The sequence below is a fragment of the Breoghania sp. genome (assembly GCF_030066895.1).
Taxonomy (GTDB): domain Bacteria; phylum Pseudomonadota; class Alphaproteobacteria; order Rhizobiales; family Stappiaceae; genus Breoghania.
Genome location: NZ_JASJAV010000002.1, coordinates 347,547 through 370,819, shown reverse-complemented (window position 1 = coordinate 370,819; position 23,273 = coordinate 347,547). Strand labels below are relative to the sequence as shown.

The window sequence follows — 23,273 nt, the reverse complement described above, 5'->3', positions numbered from 1 at the left end:
CACGCCCCCCCCCCCCCCCACAAAGTGAGGGTTGTACCAAACACCGCAGGTAGCCGACTGGGATCTGCCGCATAAACGCCGGACGCGCCCGCTCCGATCACCAGAACCATAGCGGCCAGCGATCACGTCAGCAGGAAAGCGTCACGCCGGCTTGCGAGCCAGGAGACTACCAAGGTGAGGCTCGTGGCAATGCAACTCACCTCAACGGCCATCAAAAGGGAACTGTATTCTAAGATCATGAATCAAAATCGCCGAACCTATTGGTCGCGAACGCGTCTAGATCCATGGTCTTTAAATATTAATTTGGCGTTCATCGGCATTCCAAACAGGGATCAATATTTGGGCACTGGCAAAAAAGCAGCAGTTCGGCATAGCGATAACTTCATTGGCATTCCAATGAGATTTCCGATTCAAAACGCAGGATTGCGACATGCCGCCGCATTTGGCGCAAGGGTACAGCTTCGCAGCCCACAACCTGCCGTAGATTGACGGCGAGCACGTTGACCGGGATTTGGGCCTGAAACTCGGGTTCTGGAACTTAGGGCCTGGAACGTCAGACCTGGGACCTTAGCCCCAGCCGCCGCCGTAGGTCTGATAGAAAATGTGACGGCCGATCTTCTGCAACCGCTTCATCTTGCGTGCCCAGCGCGGACGGACATAGGTCGCGTGCTAATGGGCGGAAGCGCCGATCTTGTCCGACCAGTGCTTGCCGGTCACCATTTCGCGGGCAAGCTTCTGCGCCTGATCCCAGGATTCCTTGGACGCGATGCGCTCGGGCAGGCCGTCGCAAGCAAAGGAGAACTGGCAGGAATTGCGGTGCGTCCGGTTCTGGTAGACGACCTTGCAGATGGTCGCGGGATAGGCCGGGTTCTTGACCCGGTTGAGAACGACCAGGGCAACGGCGACCTGACCGGCTTCCGGTTCGCCGCGCGCCTCGAAATAGATCGCCTCAGCCAGGCAGCGCTGCTCTTTAGGCAGGATGACATTGGCCGGCAGCGGGTTTGCCGCCCACCAGTGCGGGTTGTCGCGATCAACCGCTTCCTATTCCGGAGTCGGGCCCGGCGACATGCCGAAAAGGGCTGCAAACGGCAGGGACGTGCCCTCCACCGCGCTCGGCGCGTAGACGGACAGCGCTGAGAAACCGGCGGCCGCGGCAGCGCGCGCCATCACCATCTTGTTGAGATTGAGAGGCTTGCCGTCGCTCGTGGTCGCGGCATTGGCCGAGGCGACCATCTGGCTCTTCGGCACGGCCTGCGGTTGGACGAAGGCGACACGCGGCAGGCTCTGGCGCGGCTGAGCACTGATCAGGCTGCTCATGTAATAAACTGACCCGGCCGAGTGCTCGACCATCTGACGATCCGGCGCCATGGAGACGAGACGGTTGCCCTTGCCCACATCGTTGGTGCGCACGCGTTCCAGCACGCGCACGATATCGCGGCCGTAGACGCTGGCATCCAGATAGCGCAAGACGGCAACGCGGCCGCCCTTAACCGCCGACGTGATCTGATATTGCGGCCCCCGACGGGCGCCCTGCCCCGGCGCATGGGCGCTGTCAGCACCCGCGAGGGTAAGAGTGGGCTGCTGGGAGGAGGTTTCGCCCGTCGCCTCGATCGCGGCCAACCAGCGTGCCTGAGGCCGCTCGTCACGTTGTATCAGGCTCAGCGTATCCTGAAAGGCGAATCTGTCGGGAAAACCGAAATAGATCGCGAGCCCCAGAGGGAGCGACTTGGCAAACTCGCCGATAACGCGACGGACCTTCAACACAGACAGGCCGGACATACCTGTTACTCCAACTACCCAATTCGGCCTTGTCGACCCGATGCGGATTACGGTCACATCCGGATTTGCCGACCCTTGTGGCCGGATTGGCGATCCCTGACCTTGCGGTCTCAGGCGTCTGTCTGGCCCCGCCGATACGCGGTATCGCTTCTCAAGCGACGGGCCTGTGAAACGGGCTTAACCTTGAAAGAGGGTTAACTGCGCCGAAAAAGATGGATTATTGCACAGTTCATCCTCGCCGGAGGTCCATATATTGTTAATATGATAAATGTTTGACGTTCAATCACGCGGCAGTGGCGAGTGGCCTGAATGTGGCTTATATGAAGGCGAATGCTGCCGTTTTCTCACGGTGCAACAGGGAGACTTTCTTGTCCTTTTTCACCCGACTGTGCAAACGTCTGCCGGTCAAGCTCGGCCAGGTCGCACCCGTTCTGCCTGTCGTTCGCCTTCAAGGCACGATCGGGCTCGCCTCCCCGCTCAGGCCCGGTCTGACACTGGCAAGCTGCGCCACGAACCTAGAAAAGGCATTCCGGTTCGACAGCGTGCCGGCGGTGGCGATCATCATCAATTCCCCGGGCGGCTCGCCCGTACAGGCGCGGCTGATCTACCAGCGCATCCGCCAGCTTAGCGAGGAGCACGACAAGCAGGTGCTCGTCTTCGTGGAGGACGTTGCGGCCTCGGGCGGCTACATGATCGCGGTTGCCGGTGACGAGATCATCGCGGATCCCTCGTCGATCGTAGGCTCGATCGGCGTCATTTCCGCCGGCTTCGGGTTCGTGGACCTGCTGGAGCGGATCGGCGTGGAACGCCGGATGCACACGTCGGGCACGCGCAAAGGCATTCTCGATCCCTTCCAGCCCGAAAACCCGGACGACGTTACCCATCTGGAGACCTTGCAGCAGGAGATCCACGAGGTCTTTGTCGAGATGGTGCGCGCGCGCCGCGGCGATGTGCTCAACAACGATCCGAACCTGTTCTCCGGCCTGTTCTGGGTGGGAGAAACGGCACGCTCGCTCGGACTGGTCGATGATCTGGGAGATCTGCGTTCGGTCGCCCGGGCGCGTTTCGGCGACAAGGTGCGTCTGCGGCTGATCGGGGACGAACGCTCCCTCCTGCCGCGCCGCCAGGGCGTCGGCATCGCCGCGCTGGGGGATGTGCTCGAGACCCGGCAGGGACTTGCGCGCGATCTGGTGGCCGCGCTTGAAGAACGCAGTCTGTGGTCACGCTACGGACTGTAGGGAGTGAAGGAGAAAGACGGTGCTCGGAAAACTCGGGGTCCTGGTTCTCGTGCTGGGAGCGGTGTTTCTTATTGCCCGTACGGCGTCCCAACAGGGACGGCGCGTTGAGCGGACGCTGTCGAAGACGGCGCGACGGAACCAGAAGACGGCGCCTCAGACGCTCGTGCAGGATCCCGAGACCGGCGTATACCGGACCCGGGACGATAGTGAAGCTTAGTTTCCGACAGGCGGACGCCTAGTCGTAAAGGGTCTCCCCGCAATATCGCAAATAAATCGCGTTTCGACCACGGCCGACCTCCCGGTAGCCGCAGTGGACGCCGTCCGTAGCCTGGAAGCTGACCGGCTGCGGACGGGTCGGACGTCGACCGCGATCGGGAGGTGTCCCCGACGCATTCGAAAAGCCGGTAATTCCAACAGGCTGAAGGCTGGCGATCTTGCCGTTTCCGCTGCCGCTCGCCTCACTGCTGTCGCCTGCACTCGTCCCGCCGCCACTGCGTCCACTGGACTGGGCAGCAACGCCGTTGATCGCGGCAAGAGAAGTAAAGTCACAGACGGCTGCGGTGATAATCATTTTCTTCGTCATCGCATGGCTCATTTTATATTCTCCTATATTTTTCAAATATTAAGAGGAATGAAAGAGGCTGGATCCCCATCCATATATTGCTTTTCCTCTGTTTTTCCTCTCTATCTGCAAGCACGATAGGGCAGAGTTATTTTTCGCTACGTAATTTAAATCACATATTATTAATTTTACCCCTCGGAAAAAACCAGGGCACTTTTGCTGTTCAATTTCTTGATTTCTGCAGGGTTTGGAGATGCACGTTGTCGCCGCATGTCCCGTGCGCGGCCTTGACCGGGTGACGACCCGCCGATAATATCCGCGCCTCGCTTGCGCATTCATCAGCGCATCCGAGAATATCCGGCATTTTCAGGAATATTGACGCCATATCTACGAAAACCCGGGCGAGGGAAGTTGCCGCCCATCTCAACCCACAACGCTCGTTTCAGGGGTTGATCCTCACCTTGCAGCGATTCTGGGCCGATCAGGGCTGCGTCGTGCTGCAGCCCTATGACATGGAAGTCGGCGCGGGAACCTTCCACCCGGCGACGACGCTTCGCTCGCTCGGCCCTCGTCCCCGGAAGGCAGCCTATGTCCAACCCTCTCGCCGCCCCACCGACGGGCGCTACGGCGAGAACCCGAACCGGCTGCAGCACTATTACCAGTTTCAGGCGATCCTGAAGCCGTCACCGAAAAACCTGCAGGAACTCTACCTCGCCTCGCTGGCGGCCATCGGCCTCGACCCGTTGACCCACGACATCCGTTTCGTGGAAGACGACTGGGAAAGCCCGACGCTCGGCGCTTGGGGGCTTGGCTGGGAGTGCTGGTGCGACGGCATGGAAGTGTCGCAGTTCACCTATTTCCAGCAGGTGGCAGGCTTTGAATGCGCGCCGGTTGCCGGGGAGTTGACCTACGGCCTTGAGCGACTGGCCATGTATGTCCAGGGCGTCGACAACGTTTACGACCTGAACTTCAACGGCCGCGAAGGCGACGAGAAGGTCACATACGGCGACGTCTTCCTGCAGACGGAGCAGGAGTATTCCCGCTACAACTTCGAATATGCCGATACGGACCTGCTGTTCCGCCATTTCCGCGATGCGGAAGGCGAGTGCAAGGCGTTGCTGGCGGCGGGTGAGAAGGCGATGGAAGAGGCCGGAGACGACATCCACAAGGTCGTTTTTCCGGCTTACGACCAGTGCATCAAGGCCTCGCACTGCTTCAACCTGCTGGATGCGCGCGGCGTGATCTCGGTGACCGAGCGCCAGTCCTACATCCTCAGGGTGCGTGAGCTTGCCAAGGCTTGCGGGGCCGCCTTCCTCAAGACCCGGGCAGGCGGAGCGGGATAAGCGAACAACGGCGCGGCGGGGCGAAAAGCCCCGCGCCCCATCACGCGTTCTTCAATCCGCTCAGATTTCTTTCAGACCGTTCAGGTTTTTCACCAGCGGTTCGAACAGACGGTCGAACCGGCGCTGGACCTTGCGGCGACGAATGCTCGCGAACAGGGTCGAGACCGGGATGAATCCCTTGTTCAGGCGAACCTTAAGATCGTAGGTGACGAGCCTGAACCCCTCACCGTCATGAACGAAGGCGATATTGCCCGGCTCGTTGCAGGACGCCAGAATGGCGTAGCGCTGACAGAAGCGGGCGAACTCGGTCACCTCGCTCAGGATGAAATCGGCCTCCAGCCCGTCCGGGCCCTCGCCCTTCATGATCGCCGACAGGCTGACCGGCGCATCGCCTTGACTGCCGCGCACGAGATCGAAACAAAGCCCGGTGCCCAGATCCGTTTCAACCGGCCCGTGCATTTTCGGAAAATAGCGCGCCAGCGGAACATGCATGGCGGTGAGCCGGTGATAATGATCGAACTCACGCCGATTGGAATCAGCGGGCGGACGGCAAAACAGGCTCTCGATACGACCGCGATGGGACGTGCGTTGCGAGCGTTTGGGCAGCTTGATGCATTTCGTCGGGTCTTCCGGATGGAGAAAAAAATGGCGAAAGTCGCCAGACGACAACGACTGCGAACCGCTTAGTACTATCATATCGTTCTATTTTTTTCCGTACACAGAATATTTTTTATTTTAAATGACAATTTTCTTACAGCTCCGGCAAGCGTAGGAATGAACGATGCGCTGAATTGACGCAGACAGGTTGTATCGGCTGAGCAAAAGCGGCTGCGCACCTCACCGAAGGAAATCGCAAGAAACGTCCGCGTGTTGTTTCGGTATGTATCCGGATACGAACTGCGATTACTGAGTTGCCGAAGCGGCAAGATGGTCGCCCCAGCGCATTTGCCGCTGCCCCTCGCCTTTACGAGGGGAGCGAAAAAGCGTCCAATTGTTATCCAGGTCACATGACAACCGACGCTTACACGGCTAGCGTCCGCCCATTCTGATCCGCTTTATCCCGCGTCCACACGGTGCGGCATCTGCGCTCTTGGAGGCCCGTTTCATGACCACCTGGATAGTTCTCGCCGTTATCGTGGCAATCGGCGTTTACGTCATATCCCTCTACAACCGTCTCGTGCGGCAAAGACAGATGGTGCGGGAGGGCTGGAGCGGCATCGAGGTGCAGCTCAAGCGCCGTTTCAACCTGATCCCGAACCTGGTGGAAGCCGTAAAGGGCTATATGACCCACGAGCGGGAGACCCTCACCGAGGCCACCGAGATGTGGGCGCAGGCGGGCCATGTCCCCTCCGGCGACGTCGCCGCGCGCGCTCAGGCTGAAGGGATGTTGGGCGCCGCACTCGGCCGCCTGCTGGCGGTTGCGGAGAACTATCCGGACCTGAAGGCGTCCGACAATTTCCTGGACTTGCAGAACGCGCTCGACAAGGTGGAGCACGAGCTTCAGATGTCGCGGCGCTATTACAATGGCGCCGTGCGCGACCTGAACGTGATGGTGGAATCCTTCCCCTCCAATATCGTGGCGGGGCAGTTTGGCTTCACCAAGTAAGACTATTTCGAGATCGAGGACGCCTCCGAGCGCGCCGTTCCGAAAGTCAGTTTCGCCAAGCAATAGTGAGATAGATGATCCACACCCGGACCTTCCGCCTCCGCCGCACTCGCGACGCCGCGCTGTCGCTTACGCTGCTGCTCGTCGCCGCGCTCGCCTTTCTGGCGTTGCCGGCATCGCTTGCGCAGGCTGACGAGCGTATCACCTCCTATGACAAGCCTCATCCATATCGAGGCCGACGGGACGCTCCGCGTGACCGAGACCATCGAGGTCAGCGTGGAAGGCAACCAGATCAAGCGCGGCATATATCGCGACTTTCCCCTCACCTTTCGCGATGGAGGAGGCACGCGCCATCGCGTCGACTTCGAACTGTTGTCGGTCACAAGGGACGGCACGCCGGAGCCCTACAAGGAAAACAGGTCCGGCGACGACGTTCGCATCTATATCGACGACCCCGACGGCCGCCTGGCCCATCATCATCATCATCTCTATGCAATCACCTACGAGACGACCCGCCAGATCCGGTTCTTCGACGATCACGACGAACTTTACTGGAACGTCACGGGCCAGGAATGGGCTTTCCCGATCGACGCCGTGACCGCGCGCGTGGTCCTGCCCGAAGGGGTGACGGCGATCAAATGGACCGCCTTCACCGGCCGCTTTGGCGAGAAGGGGCAGGACTGGATCGTCGCCAAGGACAATGGCGGCCGGGAACTGATCTTTTCGACCACGCGGCCCCTTTCGGTCAACGAAGGCTTATCCGTTGCCGTCGCTATGCCGAAGGGAACCATCGCCACGCCGACCTCTGCCGAAAGCGTCGGCTATTTCTGGCTTGATCACCGCGGCGAGATTGTCGCGATCGCCGGGCTGGCGCTGGTTTTCGCCTATTTCTGCTGGGCGTGGCTGCGCGTCGGCCGGGATCCCAAGCCGGGAACGACCATTCCGCTTTTCAGCGCGCCGGAGGGTGTATCCCCGGCACTGGCCGACTACATCTACAATAACGGCTTTTCCGACGGAGGCTGGAGAGCGCTGTCGGCCGCCTGCATCAATCTGGCGGTGAAGGGCTATCTGGAACTGGCGGATCTCGAATCCGAACCGGTCCTGACGACGACCGGCGAGAAGGACGATCCGGAAAACGGCATTCGTTCTTTGCCGCCCGGCGAAGCCGCGGTCATCAAAACACTCGGACACAGGCCGCTCAAGCTGACCAAGGAGAACGGCAAACGGGTTCAGATGCTGGGGACGAAGTTCTCCTCCGCGATCGTCGGCGAGAACCGCGGACGCTTCTTCAAGAGCAACGCCGCCTACTGGCTGCCCGATTTCCTGCTCTCCATTCTCGCCGTCGCCGCACTCCTGTTTTTCGGCAATCTCGGCGAGACCGACATCATTTTCTTCGTCATCGTCATGACGTTCGTGACGATGGCCACGCTCATTCTGGTGAAGCTCGCCCTCACCACAATCCGCAACCGCTCGGTCTCGCAAGTGGTTCAGTTCATCCTGACCATGGCGGTGCTTCTCATCTTTGCGGGAAGCGTCGGCACGCAGATCACCAGTCTCGCCTTCGCCACCGAGGGCACCCCGTTCATCATCGTCTCCATCGTGGCGCTGCTGTGGGGCAATACCCTGTTCTACCATCTGATGGGCGCACCGACGGCGCTGGGGCGGGAGATGCTCGATGAGCTTGAAGGGCTGAAGCTTTATCTCTCCGTCGCCGAACGGGAACGCATGAACATGCGAGGCGCGCCGGAAATGTCGCCCAGCCACTTCGAGACCCTGCTGCCCTATGCGATTGCGCTGCGGGTCGAAAAGCCCTGGTCGGAGACCTTCCAGAGCTGGCTGGTTAGCGCTGCGGCGGCAGGGCCGACCGCGGCTTCCTATTCGCCCGTCTGGTATCACGGCGCCCATTTCGAGCCGCGGAGTTTCGGCAGCGCGATGTCAATACGGTGACGGCGATGTCGGGCGCCTTCATCTCCTCGTTGCCCACCCCGAAATCCTCGTCCTCCGGCTTTTCCGGCGGCGGCGGGGACAGCGGCGGCTGATAAACCACTCTAGGCGGTCAGGACTCGGGGCCAGGCGCGCTCATTGCCGGAACGCAGAAAGGCGTGGACGTCCTCGGCGGGCATCGGCTTGCCGAGGAGATATCCCTGCCCGAAATCGCACTCCATGTGCTTGAGCAGCGACATCTGCGTCTGATCCTCGATGCCTTCCGCCGTGGCGACGATGCCGAGACCGTGCGCCAGACTGATGACGGCGGCGATGATCTGCTCGCTTTCCTGGCGCTTGCAGATCTCGCTTTCCTGGCGCTTGCAGATGTTGCGCACGAAGGATCGGTCGATCTTGATCTTGTGGATCGGGAAATCGCAGATGTAGCGCAGGCTGGAATGGCCGGTTCCGAAATCGTCGAGTGCGATTCTGATCCCGGTGCGCGGGTCAGGACGTCGAGAGTTTCGCGCGCCATGGGCACATCGCGCACCAGCGCCGTTTCGGTGATTTCCAGTTCCAGCCGTTTCGGGTCGAACCCGATCTCGCCGAGCGCGCTCAGGATGTCGAGACCGAGCGTGCGGTTGCGAAGCTGCACGCCGGAAACGTTGAAGGACAAGGTGACCGTATCCGGCCAGTCCCGCGCGATACGACAGCGCGGTGGAACCGGTTGTTGCTCAAGGCCCCGATCTGATCGCTTTCCTCCGCAATCCGGATGAACTGGTCCGGCCCGATCCATCCCAGCTGCGGATCGTTCCAGCGCGCAAGACACTCGAAGGCGATGGTACGGCCGGTTTCAAGATCAACGATCGGCTGGAAATACGGCATGATCCGCTCCTGAGCGATCGCCCCGCGCAGCGCACTCCCGATGCGGCTCGACAGCATCAGGTTGTGCTCCATGCCCTCATCGAAAAACGCGAAAGCGGAATTGCCGTCCGTCTTCGCCTGGCGTTTCGCCACATCGGCACGGCGCAGCAGAAGCCGCGCGGTGCGCCCGTCCTGGGGATAGCTGGCGATGCCGACGCGTGCTAAAACCACGATCTCGTTGCCCAGACCCCGAAACGGATCCTCCATCGTCAGAATCAGCTTCTGAACGAGCCGCAGCACTTCCGCACTGCCCTTGAGCGGCTTCGACAGGAGCACGAATTCGTTCGCGGCAATCCGCGCGACAACGCCGCCGTCTTCGAAAAGCTCTTTCAACCGCGCGGAAACCGCCAGGAGAAGGTCATCCCCCGTCGCATGGCCGTAGGTCTCGTTCACCTGGTTGAGCCCGACAATGCTGACGACCATGAGCGCACGATGACTGACCGCATCGTGCCGCATGGCGACCTAAAAAAGCTGTTCGAACTTGTGACGGTTAGGCAAACCGGTGAGAGGATCGTGCAGGGTCAGGCGAACCGCAACATTTTCCGCATCGCGCCGTGAGCGCACTTCAACCTTCAGATCCGTAAGTCGACGGACCGCATAGATGATCGAAGCCAGTCCGACGACGAAGCCTGCGGACAACAGCTCATCGAGCTCCCAGGCCTCATGACTGCCCGTGTATTCAAACAACAGATCGAATATGTCGTAGTGGATCGCCAGGATCAGAACCGGGATGCTGGCCAGCGCGATGATGATTGCATCCCTCCGGGCCTGAGGCGCGCACCGGAATGTATAGAAAACATATCTCAATCGCAACAGGGATTTAACAAAAATCATGCTGGCCAAACTGCTTTGACTCATACATATAAATATTTTTACATCAGTGAATCAAAATATATAGGTATATTTACTAATTTACGCACGATATTTACTTGTATTGATCAAAATACCACTTATGCTGCGTAAGATTCACATTCCGTACCGCACGGCTCGACCTCACGTGGCCGGCCCCTTTTCGGTTGTCGGCAAAGGCGATCACGCAGATTGAGGAACGGCACGGCGGATGCACGTGCGCCGAGATGCGCACAGGAGGTGACAAGTCGGGCGCAACTTGGTAATCGACTGTCCTTGATTTCTCATTCCTTGTGCTTCGAAAGCGAGCTCGATGTCCGATCTTCTCCTCGAACTGTTCTGCGAGGAAATCCCAGCGCGCATGCAGCGCCGCGCCGCGGAAGACCTGAAGTCCATGGTCACGAACGCACTGGTTGATGCGGGTCTTGTCTACGAAGGCGCGAAGGCCTTCGCCACGCCCCGCCGACTGGCGCTCCAGGTGGCCGGGATGCCCGCCCGTTCGCCGGAAACCCGCGAAGAACGCAAAGGCCCCCGCGTCGGCGCTCCGGACAAGGCGGTGCAGGGCTTCCTGCGCGGCGCCGGGCTTTCCTCCATCGAGGAAGCCAAGACCTCCAGCGATCCCAAGAAGGGAGATTTCTACGTCGCCGTCATCGAGAAGCCGGGGCGCGAGGCGAGCGAGGTGATCTCCGAAATCGTCGCGGATACGGTGCGCAAGTTCCCCTGGCCGAAATCGATGCGCTGGGGCGCGGCCTCGAGCGAACCGGGCTCCTTGCGCTGGGTGCGTCCGCTGCATTCGATCCTGTGCACCTTCGGCCCGGAGACGGAAGAGCCGGACGTCATCAAGATCGATATCGAAGGAGTGTCGAGCGGCAACACCACGCGCGGCCATCGCTTCCTGGCGCCCGACGCCTTCGAGGTGCGCCGGTTCGACGACTACGTGCCGAAGCTGGAAAAGGCGAAGGTCGTGCTGGATGCCGACCGGCGCAAGGACATGATCGCTCATGACGCGCGCGACCGTGCGCTGGCGCTCGGGCTGGAGTTTGTCGAGGACGCGGGCCTTCTGGAAGAGGTCGCAGGGCTCGTGGAATGGCCGGTGGTTTTGGTCGGCTCCTTCGATGAGGCCTTTCTGGAAGTGCCGGACGAGGTCATCCGCGCCACCATCCGGGCCAACCAGAAGTGCTTCGTGATGAAGGACCCGGTAACGGGCAAGCTGACCAACCGCTTCGTGCTGATCTCCAATCTGGAGGCGCTCGACGGTGGCAAGGCGATCGTTGCGGGCAACGAGAAAGTCATCCGGGCGCGGTTGTCGGATGCCAAGTTCTTCTGGGATACGGACCTGAAGACGCGATTGGAAGACAATCTGCCGAAGCTCGACAGCATCGTCTTCCAAGAGAAGCTCGGCACGCAGGCCGAGCGCGTGGCACGGCTGGAAGCACTTTCAGTCGAAATCGCGGCCATCGTCGGCACAGATCCGGAAAAGGCCAAGCGCGCGGCACACCTTTCCAAGGCCGACCTCGTCAGCCACATGGTCTACGAGTTCCCGGAAGTCCAGGGCCTGATGGGGCGGTATTACGCCAGCCATCAGGGCGAGGACATGGCGATCGCCAACGCCATCGAGCAGCACTACAAGCCGCAGGGACCGTCGGACGACGTGCCCATCGATCCGGTGGCGGTTGCGGTGGCTTTGGCCGACAAGCTCGATCTTCTGACCGGGTTCTGGGCCATTGACGAAAAGCCGACGGGCTCGAAGGATCCATTCGCTCTGCGCCGCGCAGCGCTGGGCGTGGTGCGCATCATCCTGTCGAACGCCCTGCGGGTGCCGCTTCTCTCCGTCTTCGCCAAGGCGCGGCCGGACTTCAAGGAAGCGCATGACCTGCTGTCGTTCTTCGCGGACCGGCTGAAGGCTCACCTGCGCGAAGAAGGCACGCGCTACGACTTGATCGATGCGGTTTTCTCGCTCGAAGGTCAGGACGATCTGCTGATAATCGTCAAGCGCGTGGAAGCGCTCGGCAAGTTCCTGAAAACGGAAGACGGCACCTCGCTGCTTACCGGAACCAAGCGGGCGACGAACATCCTTCGCATCGAGGAAAAGAAGTTCGAGAAGAGCTATTCGGGTAAGCAGCAGGCCAATCATCTGGTCGAAGAGGCGGAGATCGCCTTGGCAGCGGCCGTCGATACCGCGCGTTCGGAGGCCGAGCAGGCGATCCGGCGCGAGGATTTCGAAGCGGCTACGAGCGCGCTTGCCAAGCTGCGCGCGCCCGTCGACCGGTTCTTCGAGGAAATCCTCGTCAGTGCCGAGGACACCACCTTGCGCGAAAACCGGCTGAAGCTGCTGAACGAAGTTCGCGACGCAACGCTGGCCGTGGCCGACTTCTCCAAGATCGAAGGCTGAGGGCACGGGGGCGCGGTCTTCGCGCCCTTCCCCGCCAGGTGACGTTCGAGCCGATTGACGGGCCGGACGTTCAGTTGGAATTGCGTGTGGGGCAGCTGGAATTGAGTGTGGAGCTCATCCTTCGAGACGGCCGCTGAAGCGGCTTCCTCAGAATGAGGTTATCGTGTTGATGTTTTTAAAGAAACGCCCAACACACACAACGTCATCCTGAGGAGCTGTCGCAAGACGGCGTCTCGAAGGATGGGCCCCACGCACATTCCCTCCGCTCCTCACGCCTCGCGCAGCTTGCCGCGTTTCAGGTGTTCGTTGAGGCGCGGCATGATCTTCACGAAATTGCAGGGCATGTGGCGATAGTCGAGTTGTGCCTTGAGGATGCCGTCCCAGGCATCCCTGCAGGCTCCCGGCGAACCCGGCAGCACGAAGACATAGGTCGCATTCGCGACGCCGCCGGTCGCGCGCGACTGGGTGGTGGAGGTGCCGATCTTATCGTAGGAAATGCGGTGGAAGACCTCCGAGAAGCCGTCCATGCGCTTCTCGAACAGGGGGCTCGATCGCCTCCGGCGTCACATCTCGACCGGTGAACCCGGTGCCGCCGGTGGTAATGATCACGTCGATCCCGGAATCCGCGATCCACTTGCCGATAATCGCGCGAATGGCCTCGACATTGTCACGCACGATGTCGCGCGCCGACAGGGTGTGCCCCGCCTCGGTGATTCTGCCCGCCAGCGATCGCCGGACCGGTCATCCTCCGCAGAGCGGGTATCCGACACGGTGAGAACCGCGATGCGTACGGGGATGAAGGGGCGATTGTCGTCAACACCGCTCATATGGATACGGCTCCCGGCATATCAGCTACATGACAGCCCGTCAGGCGGGAAAACAACCGAGCATTGCCCCTTGAACGTTGCTTTCACGACGAAAATACCACTGCATTCCGCAGACTTGGGCCTTGCCAGCCACATTGCGGCCAGCGCAAAACGACCGGACAATATTATATATGGGGCGCCGCCCCTAGACACCACCGGTCTCATGGCTCCCAGGGCCTGCGGGAGACATGACGCGGGATAGGGTTGGATGGATCCAGCAGCGGTATTTACGATCTATTGCGAGCACCTCGGCGCATCGTTTTGGGCAGAGCCAGCCAATGCGACCTCCAATGTCGCCTTCCTCGCAACCGCAATCGGTATCTGGTGGATCCTGCTGCGCGAAGAACCGCGAGACCGCCCTGCCCTGCTGCTGATCGCGCTGACGATCTGTATCGCTTTCGGGTCCTTCGCCTTCCACACCGTGCCGACGCGGGTCACGGTGCTGTTCGACGTGGTCCCGATCGCGCTGTTCATCTACGCCTACTTTCTCGTCGCAATGCATCGCTTCTTCGGTCTAGGGGCGTTTAAATCCGTTGCGGCGACGGCCGGATTCGTCGTCGCTAGCCTCGCGCTGGTAGCCCTCGCCCGCCCTTCGCCGGGTTTTCGGCGTCTTACATTCCGGCCCTTGTCGCAATTTTCGGTGTGGGCCTCTTGATGATCCCGCGTCATGCGAAGATCGGCATCGGCCTCATGATGATCGACCTCATGTTCTCTCTCTCGCTGAGTTTCCGGATGATGGACCACGCGGTGTGCAAATGGTTTCCCATCGGCACCCACTTCATGTGGCACGTCCTCAACGCGGTCGTGATCTACATGCTGCTTCGCGTGCTCGTCTATGCGCGCCGGTTTGCCCTCCACGACGCCTGAAACACGCGGACGCAACCGGAATTTTCCGACTTTAGAAAGATGCTTCCAATTCTATCATGCGGGCGCTTGCTCTAGGGTGCGGCAAAATTTCCCCTTACGAAGAAGGCAAGCCATGGACAAGTCACCCACACAGATAAGTGAGCTTGAAGAAGCCGCGCTTTTCTATCACCGCTATCCGCGTTCCGGGAAACTCGAGATCCAGGCGACCAAGCCACTTGGCAACCAGCGCGATCTGGCGCTGACCTATTCGCCGGAGGTGGCAGCACCCTGCCGCGCGATTGCCAAAGACCCCGATACTGCCGCCGATTTCACCAACCGGGGCAATCTAGTCGCCGTGGTTTCCAACGGCACGGCCGTACTCGGTCTCGGCGCCATCGGTCCGCTGACCTCCAAGCCGGTGATTGAAGGCAAGGCGGTCCTGTTCAAGAAATTCGTGGGCATCGACGTCTTCGATATCGAGATCGAGGCACGCGAAGTCGATCGCATGGTCGACGTCATCTCCGCACTGAAGCCGACTTTCGGCGGCATCAATCTTGAGAACATCAAGGCACCGGAATGCTTCCAGGTGGAGGCCCGGCTGCGCGAGCAGATGAACATTCCCGTCTTCCACGACGACCAGCATGGCACGGCGATCATCGTGGCAGCCGCTGTGCGCAACGCGATGGAGTTTGCGGGAAAGGATATTCCCCAAGGTCAAGATCGTGGCCTCGGGCGCAGGCGCGGCAGCCCTTGCCTGCCTCAACCTGCTGCTTTCGCTGGGCGCGAGCCTTGAGAATATCTGGGTGACGGATCTGGCCGGTGTCGTCTACGAGGGTCGCGAAGACCTCATGGACGAGTGGAAGGCGGAATTCGCGCGCAAAACCGACAAGCGCAAGCTCGACGAGGTGATCGAGGGGGCGGACGTCTTCCTCGGCGTATCCGCAGGCGACGTGCTGAAACCGAAGATGGCCGCGCGCATGGCGGATCGCCCGCTGATACTGGCGCTCGTCAATCCGACGCCGGAAATCATGCCCGAACAGGTGGCGGAGGTGCGCTCGGACGCGATGATGTGCACCAGGCGCTCCGACTATCCCAACCAGGTCAACAACGTCCTGTGCTTCCCCCATACCTTCCGCGGCGCGCTCGATGTCGGCGCCACGACGATCAACGAGGAGATGAAGCTCGCCGCCGCAGAGGCGATCGCCGAGCTTGCCAAGGAGGAACCGTAGGAAGCCGCAGCGCAGGTCTATGGCGGGACCACGCAGGTCTTCGGGCCGACCTACCTGATCCCCTCCCCCTTTGATCAACGGCTCATCCTGCGCATTGCATCGGCGGTGGCGAAGGCCGCCATGGACAGCGGCGTCGCCCATCGTCCCATTGAGGATTTCGAGGCCTATCTCGACGAACTCAACCGCTTCGTCTTCCGCTCCGGGATGATCATGAAGCCCTTCTTCGCGGCCGCCAAGACGGCCTCCAAGCGGGTGATCTATGCCGACGGCGAGGACGAGCGCGTGCTGCGCGCCGCTCAGGTGCTGATCGAGGATCGCACGGCCAGGCCGATTTTGATCGGACGGCCGAGCGTCATCGCCACGCGCTGCGAACGCTTCGGGCTGCGCGTTCGCCCGGGCACGGATTTCGACTTCATCAACCCCGAAGACGACCCGCGCTATCGCGACTATGTGGAGTATCTGCTCTCACGGATGGGGCGCAGGGGGGGGTCACGCCGAATGGCGCGCGGCGGCTGGTGCGTGCCAATTCCACCGCCATCGGCGCCATTGCGGTGCGCCGGGGCGATGCGGACGCGCTGATCTGCGGTCTGGACGGTCGCTTCGACCGCCACCGGCAGTTGATCGATCAGATCATCGGCCGCGTCGACGGGGTTCGCGCGCTGTCGACCATGTCCCTGCTGATCAACACCAAGGGCGCCTACTTTCTGACCGACACCTATGTCACGGACAATCCGAGTGCGGAGGAAATCGCCGAAATGACCCTGCTGGCGGCAGGTCAGATCGCACGGTTCGGCATCACGCCGCGGGTGGCGCTGCTGGCCAGCTCCAATTTTGGTTCGCGCAATTGCGAGTCTTCGAAGAAGATGCGCGAGGCCGTTCAGCTTCTATGGGAGATGGCGCCGGATCTCGAGGTCGACGGCGAGATGCACGGCGATGTCGCGCTTTCGGAAGAGCTGCGCGCCCGCGTCATCGAGAATTCAAAGCTGCAAGGGGTTGCGAACCTTCTGATCTTCCCCACGCTCGAGGCGGCGAACACCGCGCTCAACCTGCTGAAAATCATGACCGATGCGCTGCATGTCGGCCCGATCCTGCTGGGCGGCGCCAGACCTGCGCACATTCTCACCCCGTCGGTGACCTCGCGCGGCGTGGTCAACATGTCGACCTTCGCAGCGGTGGAAGCGCAGGCGATCGAGGCGACGAGCGCCGAGGCGGAATAAACGTTCCCCTCGACGCCAGCGCCATGTTCGCCGAAATGGAAGCCAGGGCGGAAAACACCAATTCGAATAACGGAATACGCTGGATCGTGACTGTCATTCGAATTGGCAGCGACTCTCTTCTAGGCTCCCAATTGGAATACCAGTGCGTTGTTGTGTGAGCGAATCCAACCGGTAATGAGGAAGGCGTCTACCAAAACCCAAATTCCCACCGAGATCAGCAAGAACATCCCCACTCCGGCCACCATCAGCAGCAACCATCCGAAGATGGTCATAAGCAACTGAGCGACGGCCGAGCCGGTATTGCCGTTATAGAATCGGTGCCCACCCAATCCGTCGAGAAACAGCCAAAGAACATATGCTATGCCCATGGATTTCGAATTGCTGTTATAGAGCATAAGAGCGCGAGCGTCATCACTGATACCTTCAGTACAGACATCAGATATATCTAAAAACTTGTTTTCAAGATAAATATTCACCCCGTAATCGGGGAATTCAAAATGAACATCTATTAATTTACTCTACGTAATATTATTCAATAAATCGGAACTTCCATCAATACATTTTTGCATCCTAGATTTTCTGCGCGAATAAAGCGGTCACGACACAAAAAACCCCGCCGAAATTCGGCGGGGTCTGCGGTCTTGCAAGCATCGCGCATAGCGACGTTTGGGTAAATAAAGCGAAAGCTTCATTACATATTCGGGTAGTTCGGTCCGCTACCGCCTTCCGGCACTGTCCAGGTGATGTTCTGGTTCGGGTCCTTGATATCGCAGGTCTTGCAGTGGACGCAGTTCTGCGAGTTGATCTGGAAGATGGGCGCGCCCTCGCCTTCCTCGATCCACTCGTAGACCCCGGCCGGGCAGTAACGGTTCGACGGACCGGCGTAGATATCGTGCTCCGACGTCTTCTGAAGCTCCGGATCCTTCACCTCGAGGTGGATCGGCTGATCCTCCTCATGGTTGGTGTTGGACAGGAACACCGAGGACAGCTTGTCGAAGCTGACGATGCCATCGGGCTTGGGATAGTCTATCGGTTTGCATTCGGCTGCGGGCTTCAGGGTCTTGTAGTCCGGCTTGCCGTGGCTGAGCGTGCCGAAGAAGGAGAAGCCGAAGAGCGTGTTCGTCCACATGTCGAGCCCGCCGAGCCCGATGCCGATCCAGGTGCCAAGCTTCGACCACAGCGGCTTGACGTTCCTGACCTTCTTCAGGTCCTTGCCGATGTCACTGTCGCGCCATTCGTTCTCGAACTCGATCAACTCGTCGTTCGCGCGGCCCGCCTTCAGTGCGGCAAACGCTTTTTCGGCGGCCAGCATGCCGGAGAGCATGGCGTTGTGCGTGCCCTTGACGCGCGGCACATTCAGGAAACCAGCCGAGCAGCCCAGCAGCACGCCACCGGGGAACGCCACCTTTGGAACCGACTGCCATCCGCCTTCCGAGATCGCCCGCGCGCCGTAGGAGATCCGCTTGCCGCCCTCGAAGGTCTCGCGAATCGCAGGGTGCATCTTGAAGCGCTGGAACTCGTCGAAGGGCGAGAGATAGGGGTTCTTGTAGTTGAGGTGGAGGACGAAGCCCACCGCCACCTGATTGTCTTCCAGGTGGTAGAGGAAGGAGCCGCCGCCAATCTTGGAATCGAGCGGCCAGCCGAAAGAGTGCTGCACGAGGCCCGGCTGGTGCTTTTCCGGGGCAACCTGCCAAAGCTCCTTCAGACCGATGCCGAACTTGGCCGGATCGCAATCCTTGTCGAGCTCGTATTTGGCGATCAGCTCCTTGGCGAGAGAGCCGCGCACACCTTCGCTGAAGAAGACGTATTTGCCCAGAAGCGCCATGCCGCGCATGTAGTTGGGACCGGGCTCGCCGGAGCGGGTAACGCCCATGTCGCCGGTCGCAACGCCGATTACGCGGTTCTCGTCATCCTCGTCATCGTAGAGAACCTCGGCGGCGGCAAAGCCGGGATAGATCTCGACGCCCAGCTCCTCCGCCTTGGCGGCTAGCCAGCGGCAGACATTGCCCAGGGAGACGATGTAGGAGCCGTGATTGTTCATCAGCGGTGGCATCATGAAATTGGGCAGGCGCAGCGCGCCCGCGGGCCCCATGACGATGAACTTGTCCTTGGTCACCGGCGTTTTGAACGGAGAGGTCTCGTCCTCGCGCCAGTCCGGCAGGAGCCGGTCGACCGCGATCGGGTCAACGACAGCACCGGAGAGGGTGTGAGCGCCGACTTCCGAGCCCTTTTCCAGCACGACCACCGACAGCTCGTCGCCCGCTTCCATGGAAAGCTGTTTGAGGCGAATCGCAGCCGACAGTCCGGCAGGACCGGCCCCCACGATCACCACATCAAATTCCATGCTCTCGCGCTCAGGCTGAGCTTCGGCTTCGGCCATGTCTGTAACCTCCGATCCGGTCGTGCGCCGGATTTCCTCTGTTGATCTTTCCGCTCTTGTTTAAATGAGCTTCGTTTAGGCTGCAATGCGCTCGTCAGAACTCCGCAGTCGCGGTAACAGGGCCGGTTTTTCCGTGAGCGCAAAGCTGTTTCCAAGACCAGTTTACAATAGGATCGAGCTGCCGCAGCGACAGCCTTGCCTTTGCCCCGGCCCTGCGTCATGAAAAGAGAATGACCGCCCATCCGAACCTCGCCGATCTGGAAGCGCTTCTCGACTTTTATGTCGCATCCGGAGTCGACTGCGCGCTCGTGGATGAGCCGGTCGACCGCTTCGTAGAATCGGCTAAGGCCGCGGCAAGGGCGAAAACGCGCGCTCAGGCACGACCGGCGCTGACCCCGCGCGCGAACATGGCCCCGCCCCCACAGGGCGGCGCGACTTCACCCGCACAAGGCCGCGCACAGGCTCCGCGCCAATCCGCCCACGCAGCCCCGTATCCCGGATCGGGATCGGGTGCGACGATACCCGGCGACGAAGCCGTCATGGCGGCGCGCGAAAAGGCTTCGCAAGCGGCGACGCTGGACGAGCTGCGACAGAACCTCGCCGGGTTCGAAGGGTGCAACCTGCGCCTCACCGCAAAGAACCTGGTCTTTTCCGGTGGCTCACCTGCCTCCCGACTGATGTTCGTGGGCGAAGCGCCGGGGCGGAAAGAGGATGCGCAGGGCGTGCCGTTCGTCGGGCGGTCGGGCAAGCTGCTCGACCTCATGCTGACGGCCGTCGGACTCGACCGCGAACAGGTCTATATCGCCAATGTCGTTCCCTGGCGCCCGCCGGGAAACCGCACGCCGACGCCACAGGAAGCGGAGATCTGCAAGCCCTTCATCCGCCGCCAGATCGAACTGGTGGATCCGGACGTGCTCGTCTTTCTCGGGGGCGCGTCGGCCAAGCTTCTGGTGGGGGTGAGCGACGGGGTCCTGCGCCTTCGCGGAAAGTGGCTGAACTATGATACCGGCACGCGCCAGATCAAGGCGATCGCGACGTTGCACCCGGCCTATTTGCTCAGAACGCCCATTCAGAAGCGCCTCGCCTGGCGGGACTTCCTGAAGATCAAGGCGGCGCTGGACGGGCGAGAATGACCCCCGTCGGGAAACGACGATCTCAATCGTCTGCAACCTCAGAATGTACTCTCTTTTTAACGAGAAACATTCGGAAATCATTTGAATTCGATATACGATTACGGTCGATTCTCCGCATTTCCTTTGACGCCGTTGCGTCAATTTGTCAATTTTAGTTATTGCGCATGAGTCGTAAAATGTCCGAGTGTTTCTCCACCAAATGCGCACAATGTGATGTCAACTACAGTCAACGGTTTCAATACCGCCTAGAATGAGAGGGTCGCATCGGCCTCGCACGCCACGGATAGGACGTGCGGAAAGATGCGGTTCCCGGGCAGCCTTGCGGCGGCTCAAGGCGGCTTCGCACATTCTGCAGATCGCATTTCGTACCCAACCTCGCTGCCCTTGGAGAGGAGAGTTCGAGGCCCGGCATCACTGCGCAAGGACGATCTCCGCCCTTCGCATCCGACACAGGAAACGGAGATGACGATGAAAATGGGAGTATTGCGACGTGTGACGGTGCCGGCAACCATACTGGCAATGGTCCTTGGCGCGGCATCCGCGAGCGCCGCCACACCGGAGCCGACATCCGCACCGACGGAAGCCAAGCTCAGTGTCGCGGATCTGATGCCTGTCGATTCCCCCGTCACACTGGGAGAAGACGGCTCATTCCAATTGGCGCAATGGGGCCCGCCGCCGCGTTGCCGCCGCCGCCCATGGCCCTATTACCGCGGCCGTCGAACGCATGTGGATTGGTGCCTGCGGCGCTACCGGTCCTACAATCCGCGTACGAACCGCTTCCTCGGCTATGACGGGCGCTACCACCGTTGCCGGAGCCCTTACAGCCGGTAGGGAATAATCATTTCAGGATTTGCGGCGGCCGGCGGGGGCACGCCCTTCCGGCCGCTTTCGATTGCGCTCAACGCATCGACGGCCCGGCCAGACGGCCGATCACCACGCCGGGGAACCGTAGGAGAAACAGCACCATGCACAGGCGATGCCAGAAAGAGCCCGTCGGCATCCGGCACCGTGCGGCGCACTGCACACACGGGTAGGTGCGTCATCCGCCGACGCCCTATGCGGCGCACGAGATCGGCATGGGCAAGGACGGAGGTCGTCTTGTGGCCGCCGAGCTTAGCATAGAAGCGCCGTGACAACAGAAGCCCTTGCTGCTCCCGGCCAATGCCGAGAATGCGCGCGCAGATCCAGGCCATACCCTCGCCGAGCCGCGCCTTCAGGCCAAGCTCGTCACCGGCGGCGCGAAAGCACGCGGCCTGCGTATCGCCGCGTCCGAGCCACTCGGCCCGCTCCACGAATTTCGACACCTCCCAGAACCAGTCCGGATCGAGCACCGTGTCCGGCTCCAGAAAGAGCAGCCACTCTCCCCGGCTGGCAGCCTGCACCCCGGCGGCAAGGCGCGCACCGTAGGCCCCGGTCTCGCGCACCCATCGGCACCCTGCGGCATCGGCGATTTCCTCGGTCAGATCGCTGGATCCGGCGTCGGCAACGATGACCTCCCGCACGACCCCTTCCGCCGTAGCTGGCACGAGCGCCGCCAGGGTTTCCACCAGCGTCGCTTCGTTGTTGTGCGTGGGTATGACAACTGAAAACATGTCATCTTTCATAGCACTCTTTCTCCCGGTTTTGCGAGAGGTGTCGGTGCGGTCATTCGACTAATTTCTCTTGCTTTGTTATCATTTCCAACCTATCCTGCCGGCATGAAAGGGGACGGCAGCTTTCCCACCGAAATGTCGTTTCCCACCGAAATGTCGGCCGGATTACAGCCGCCCCCAGGCGATGGCGAGAGTGCCCGCATGCGCATCGAGGCCGACCGGCGGCGGAGGCGTGGCGCGGCTCTCAACATGGCGGAGCGATACGAGACGGAAGCGCGCGAGGTCGCGGATGACGGGTGGGGCCGCGCCGAGGAGCTCTCGCCGCTGAAGACGGAGATTCACGCCGAAGCGGCTCGCCGGATCATGACGCGCTACGATCTCCCCCGATATCGCCTTCGACCGCTCCATCAATCCCTACCGGGGATGCGAGCACGGCTGCATCTACTGTTTCACCAGGCCGACGCACGCCTGTATGGGCATGTCGCCGGGCCTCGGTTTCGAAACCAAGCTGTTTGCCAAGCCGAATGCGGCCGAATTGCTGGCGCGTGAGCTCTCCGCTCCGAACTACAAAGCCAAGACGATCGCGATCGGCACCAACACCAACCCCTATCAGCCGATCGAGCGGCAGATGCGGATCGTGCGGGAGGTGCGGGAGGTTCTGCAGCGGGCCCGGCATCCCGTCGGCATCGTCACCAAGTCCGCGCCCGTCATACGCGATATCGATGTCCTGTCGGACATGGCGAAGGACGGGCTGGCGAAGGTCGCCCTGTCGATCACGAGCCTCGACCGCAGACTCTCTCGTGCGATGGAGCCGCGCGCCGCCACGCCCTCGCGGCGGCTAGAGCCGATTGCGGCCCTGTCCGAGGCGGGCATTCCGAACCTCGGTGATGCTGGCCCCGATCATTCCGGCGCTGAACGATCAGGAGATCGAGCGCATTCTGGATGCCGCCCATGCGCAAGGCGCGCGCGAGGCGGGCTACGTCCTGTTGAGGCTGCCGATGGAAGTGAGCCCGCTGTTTCGCGACTGGCTGCTGCGCAACTACCCCGACCGGTATCGGCGGGTGATATCGGTGTTGCAGGCGATGCGCGGCGGCAAGGGTTACGATTCACACTGGGGCAAGCGCATGAGCGGCGAAGGCCCCTATGCCTGGCAGCTCGGGCGGCGTTTCGAGCTTGCCGCAAAGCGTCTGGGTTTCAATCACCGGAAGAAGCGCCTGCGCACGGATCTCTTCGTGCCGCCCCTGAAGTGTGCGGTGCAGCTCAGTCTGTTCTGAGTGTCTGGCCCGCAGATGGTATCGGGTTATTCCTTACTATAGCCTCGTCATTGCTGGCTCAAAGGTCGAAAAGCGAGGCTCCGGCCTTAAGCTGCAAGGGGGTAAGTGGACGGCTGGCTT

At 61.0% G+C, this 23,273-nt stretch carries 21 protein-coding genes and 3 pseudogenes; 13 read left to right on the top strand and 11 right to left on the bottom strand.

Features of this window, described 5'->3' with window-relative positions:
* The first annotated feature begins 183 nt into the window (after positions 1 to 183).
* The gene (locus tag QNJ43_RS05135) at positions 184 to 489 is read left to right on the top strand and encodes a hypothetical protein (protein WP_300467920.1); all 306 of its coding nucleotides are present in this window, start codon (positions 184 to 186) and stop codon (positions 487 to 489) included.
* A gap of 180 nt (positions 490 to 669) precedes the next feature.
* Here QNJ43_RS05135 and QNJ43_RS05130 read toward each other — a convergent pair whose 3' ends face one another.
* Together QNJ43_RS05130 and QNJ43_RS05125 are read right to left on the bottom strand one after the other, a co-directional pair.
* The gene (locus QNJ43_RS05130; protein ID WP_300467976.1) at positions 670 to 945 is read right to left on the bottom strand and encodes a cell wall hydrolase; all 276 of its coding nucleotides are present in this window, start codon (positions 943 to 945) and stop codon (positions 670 to 672) included.
* 96 nt (positions 946 to 1,041) lie between these two features.
* Entirely contained in the window at positions 1,042 to 1,779 is a 738-nt protein-coding gene (locus tag QNJ43_RS05125; protein WP_300467918.1) for a hypothetical protein, read from the bottom strand.
* A 368-nt stretch (positions 1,780 to 2,147) separates the two neighbouring features.
* Here QNJ43_RS05125 and QNJ43_RS05120 point away from each other — a divergent pair, with 368 nt between their 5' ends.
* Together QNJ43_RS05120 and QNJ43_RS05115 are read left to right on the top strand one after the other, a co-directional pair.
* Positions 2,148 to 3,017 carry a S49 family peptidase gene (locus tag QNJ43_RS05120; protein WP_300467916.1) on the top strand — a complete coding sequence of 290 codons (870 nt, stop codon included), beginning with the start codon at positions 2,148 to 2,150 and terminating at the stop codon, positions 3,015 to 3,017.
* A gap of 19 nt (positions 3,018 to 3,036) precedes the next feature.
* Positions 3,037 to 3,234, top strand: a complete 198-nt coding sequence (locus tag QNJ43_RS05115) for a hypothetical protein (protein ID WP_300467914.1) — start codon at positions 3,037 to 3,039, stop codon at positions 3,232 to 3,234.
* 18 nt (positions 3,235 to 3,252) lie between these two features.
* On the opposite strand, the gene QNJ43_RS05110 is transcribed toward QNJ43_RS05115, so the two are convergent.
* Positions 3,253 to 3,612, bottom strand: coding sequence for a hypothetical protein (locus QNJ43_RS05110; RefSeq protein WP_300467912.1), 360 nt, complete (start codon positions 3,610 to 3,612; stop codon positions 3,253 to 3,255).
* Between the two features lie 350 nt (positions 3,613 to 3,962).
* Between QNJ43_RS05110 and QNJ43_RS05105 the strand changes: the two genes are divergently transcribed.
* Positions 3,963 to 4,922, top strand: a complete 960-nt coding sequence (locus QNJ43_RS05105) for a glycine--tRNA ligase subunit alpha (RefSeq protein ID WP_300467974.1) — start codon at positions 3,963 to 3,965, stop codon at positions 4,920 to 4,922.
* A 60-nt stretch (positions 4,923 to 4,982) separates the two neighbouring features.
* Here QNJ43_RS05105 and QNJ43_RS05100 read toward each other — a convergent pair whose 3' ends face one another.
* Complete coding sequence (locus tag QNJ43_RS05100; protein ID WP_300467910.1) at positions 4,983 to 5,618, bottom strand: YrbL family protein; 636 nt, start codon at positions 5,616 to 5,618, stop codon at positions 4,983 to 4,985.
* A gap of 409 nt (positions 5,619 to 6,027) precedes the next feature.
* Here QNJ43_RS05100 and QNJ43_RS05095 point away from each other — a divergent pair, with 409 nt between their 5' ends.
* Both QNJ43_RS05095 and QNJ43_RS05090 read left to right on the top strand, forming a co-directional pair.
* Entirely contained in the window at positions 6,028 to 6,528 is a 501-nt protein-coding gene (locus QNJ43_RS05095; RefSeq protein ID WP_300467908.1) for a LemA family protein, read from the top strand.
* Between the two features lie 210 nt (positions 6,529 to 6,738).
* Positions 6,739 to 8,475 (top strand): DUF2207 domain-containing protein, encoded by a 1,737-nt coding sequence (locus QNJ43_RS05090; RefSeq protein ID WP_300467906.1) that lies wholly within the window; start codon positions 6,739 to 6,741, stop codon positions 8,473 to 8,475.
* A gap of 101 nt (positions 8,476 to 8,576) precedes the next feature.
* Here the strand turns inward: QNJ43_RS05090 and QNJ43_RS05085 are convergent, their stop codons facing one another.
* From QNJ43_RS05085 to QNJ43_RS05075, 3 genes are all read right to left on the bottom strand, one after another.
* Positions 8,577 to 8,939, bottom strand: a complete 363-nt coding sequence (locus tag QNJ43_RS05085; protein ID WP_300467972.1) for an EAL domain-containing protein — start codon at positions 8,937 to 8,939, stop codon at positions 8,577 to 8,579.
* Positions 8,940 to 9,066: 127 nt separating this feature from the next.
* The gene (locus QNJ43_RS05080) at positions 9,067 to 9,831 is read right to left on the bottom strand and encodes a diguanylate cyclase (RefSeq protein WP_300467904.1); all 765 of its coding nucleotides are present in this window, start codon (positions 9,829 to 9,831) and stop codon (positions 9,067 to 9,069) included.
* 6 nt (positions 9,832 to 9,837) lie between these two features.
* The gene (locus QNJ43_RS05075) at positions 9,838 to 10,188 is read right to left on the bottom strand and encodes a hypothetical protein (protein ID WP_300467902.1); all 351 of its coding nucleotides are present in this window, start codon (positions 10,186 to 10,188) and stop codon (positions 9,838 to 9,840) included.
* Positions 10,189 to 10,537: 349 nt separating this feature from the next.
* Between QNJ43_RS05075 and glyS the strand changes: the two genes are divergently transcribed.
* Positions 10,538 to 12,616 (top strand): glycine--tRNA ligase subunit beta, encoded by a 2,079-nt coding sequence (gene glyS, locus QNJ43_RS05070; RefSeq protein ID WP_300467900.1) that lies wholly within the window; start codon positions 10,538 to 10,540, stop codon positions 12,614 to 12,616.
* Between the two features lie 269 nt (positions 12,617 to 12,885).
* On the opposite strand, the pseudogene moaB reads toward glyS, so the two are convergent.
* A pseudogene (gene moaB / locus QNJ43_RS05065) lies at positions 12,886 to 13,443 on the bottom strand (molybdenum cofactor biosynthesis protein B).
* Between the two features lie 247 nt (positions 13,444 to 13,690).
* Here moaB and QNJ43_RS05060 point away from each other — a divergent pair.
* From QNJ43_RS05060 to QNJ43_RS05050, 3 genes and pseudogenes are all read left to right on the top strand, one after another.
* A complete protein-coding gene (locus QNJ43_RS05060) occupies positions 13,691 to 14,137 on the top strand; it encodes a hypothetical protein (RefSeq protein ID WP_300467898.1) in 447 nt (148 codons plus the stop codon).
* Positions 14,125 to 14,349, top strand: a complete 225-nt coding sequence (locus QNJ43_RS05055) for a hypothetical protein (RefSeq protein ID WP_300467896.1) — start codon at positions 14,125 to 14,127, stop codon at positions 14,347 to 14,349. The genes QNJ43_RS05060 and QNJ43_RS05055 overlap by 13 nt, the downstream gene beginning before the upstream one ends.
* 112 nt (positions 14,350 to 14,461) lie before the next feature.
* Positions 14,462 to 16,774 (top strand): annotated as a pseudogene (locus tag QNJ43_RS05050) (NADP-dependent malic enzyme).
* A gap of 119 nt (positions 16,775 to 16,893) precedes the next feature.
* On the opposite strand, the gene QNJ43_RS05045 reads toward QNJ43_RS05050, so the two are convergent.
* Positions 16,894 to 17,250: a TM2 domain-containing protein gene (locus QNJ43_RS05045; protein ID WP_300467894.1), complete on the bottom strand. Its 357-nt coding sequence runs from the start codon at positions 17,248 to 17,250 to the stop codon at positions 16,894 to 16,896.
* Between the two features lie 215 nt (positions 17,251 to 17,465).
* On the bottom strand, positions 17,466 to 19,154 hold the full coding sequence (locus QNJ43_RS05040; RefSeq protein WP_300467892.1) for an electron transfer flavoprotein-ubiquinone oxidoreductase: 1,689 nt from the start codon (positions 19,152 to 19,154) through the stop codon (positions 17,466 to 17,468).
* Positions 19,155 to 19,384: 230 nt separating this feature from the next.
* Between QNJ43_RS05040 and QNJ43_RS05035 the strand changes: the two genes are divergently transcribed.
* Both QNJ43_RS05035 and QNJ43_RS05030 read left to right on the top strand, forming a co-directional pair.
* Positions 19,385 to 20,287 carry a uracil-DNA glycosylase gene (locus QNJ43_RS05035; protein ID WP_300467890.1) on the top strand — a complete coding sequence of 301 codons (903 nt, stop codon included), beginning with the start codon at positions 19,385 to 19,387 and terminating at the stop codon, positions 20,285 to 20,287.
* A 498-nt stretch (positions 20,288 to 20,785) separates the two neighbouring features.
* Positions 20,786 to 21,118, top strand: coding sequence for a BA14K family protein (locus tag QNJ43_RS05030; RefSeq protein WP_300467888.1), 333 nt, complete (start codon positions 20,786 to 20,788; stop codon positions 21,116 to 21,118).
* On the opposite strand, the gene QNJ43_RS05025 is transcribed toward QNJ43_RS05030, so the two are convergent.
* Entirely contained in the window at positions 21,106 to 21,879 is a 774-nt protein-coding gene (locus QNJ43_RS05025; RefSeq protein WP_300467886.1) for a glycosyltransferase, read from the bottom strand. The two genes, QNJ43_RS05030 and QNJ43_RS05025, sit on opposite strands and share 13 nt — an antisense overlap.
* 153 nt (positions 21,880 to 22,032) lie before the next feature.
* On the opposite strand from QNJ43_RS05025, the pseudogene QNJ43_RS05020 reads away from it, so the two are divergent.
* Positions 22,033 to 23,153: pseudogene (locus QNJ43_RS05020) on the top strand (PA0069 family radical SAM protein).
* Positions 23,154 to 23,273: the final 120 nt, after the last annotated feature.

Coding starts and splice junctions, on each gene's coding strand:
- QNJ43_RS05125 (WP_300467918.1), bottom strand. CDS start 1,779: ATGTCCGGCCTGTCTGTGTTGAAGGTCCGTCGCGTTATCGGCGAGTTT.
- QNJ43_RS05110 (WP_300467912.1), bottom strand. CDS start 3,612: ATGAGCCATGCGATGACGAAGAAAATGATTATCACCGCAGCCGTCTGT.
- QNJ43_RS05100 (WP_300467910.1), bottom strand. CDS start 5,618: ATGATAGTACTAAGCGGTTCGCAGTCGTTGTCGTCTGGCGACTTTCGC.
- QNJ43_RS05095 (WP_300467908.1), top strand. CDS start 6,028: ATGACCACCTGGATAGTTCTCGCCGTTATCGTGGCAATCGGCGTTTAC.
- QNJ43_RS05090 (WP_300467906.1), top strand. CDS start 6,739: ATGACAAGCCTCATCCATATCGAGGCCGACGGGACGCTCCGCGTGACC.
- QNJ43_RS05080 (WP_300467904.1), bottom strand. CDS start 9,831: ATGCGGCACGATGCGGTCAGTCATCGTGCGCTCATGGTCGTCAGCATT.
- glyS (WP_300467900.1), top strand. CDS start 10,538: ATGTCCGATCTTCTCCTCGAACTGTTCTGCGAGGAAATCCCAGCGCGC.
- QNJ43_RS05060 (WP_300467898.1), top strand. CDS start 13,691: ATGGATCCAGCAGCGGTATTTACGATCTATTGCGAGCACCTCGGCGCA.
- QNJ43_RS05040 (WP_300467892.1), bottom strand. CDS start 19,154: ATGGCCGAAGCCGAAGCTCAGCCTGAGCGCGAGAGCATGGAATTTGAT.
- QNJ43_RS05035 (WP_300467890.1), top strand. CDS start 19,385: ATGACCGCCCATCCGAACCTCGCCGATCTGGAAGCGCTTCTCGACTTT.
- QNJ43_RS05025 (WP_300467886.1), bottom strand. CDS start 21,879: ATGTTTTCAGTTGTCATACCCACGCACAACAACGAAGCGACGCTGGTG.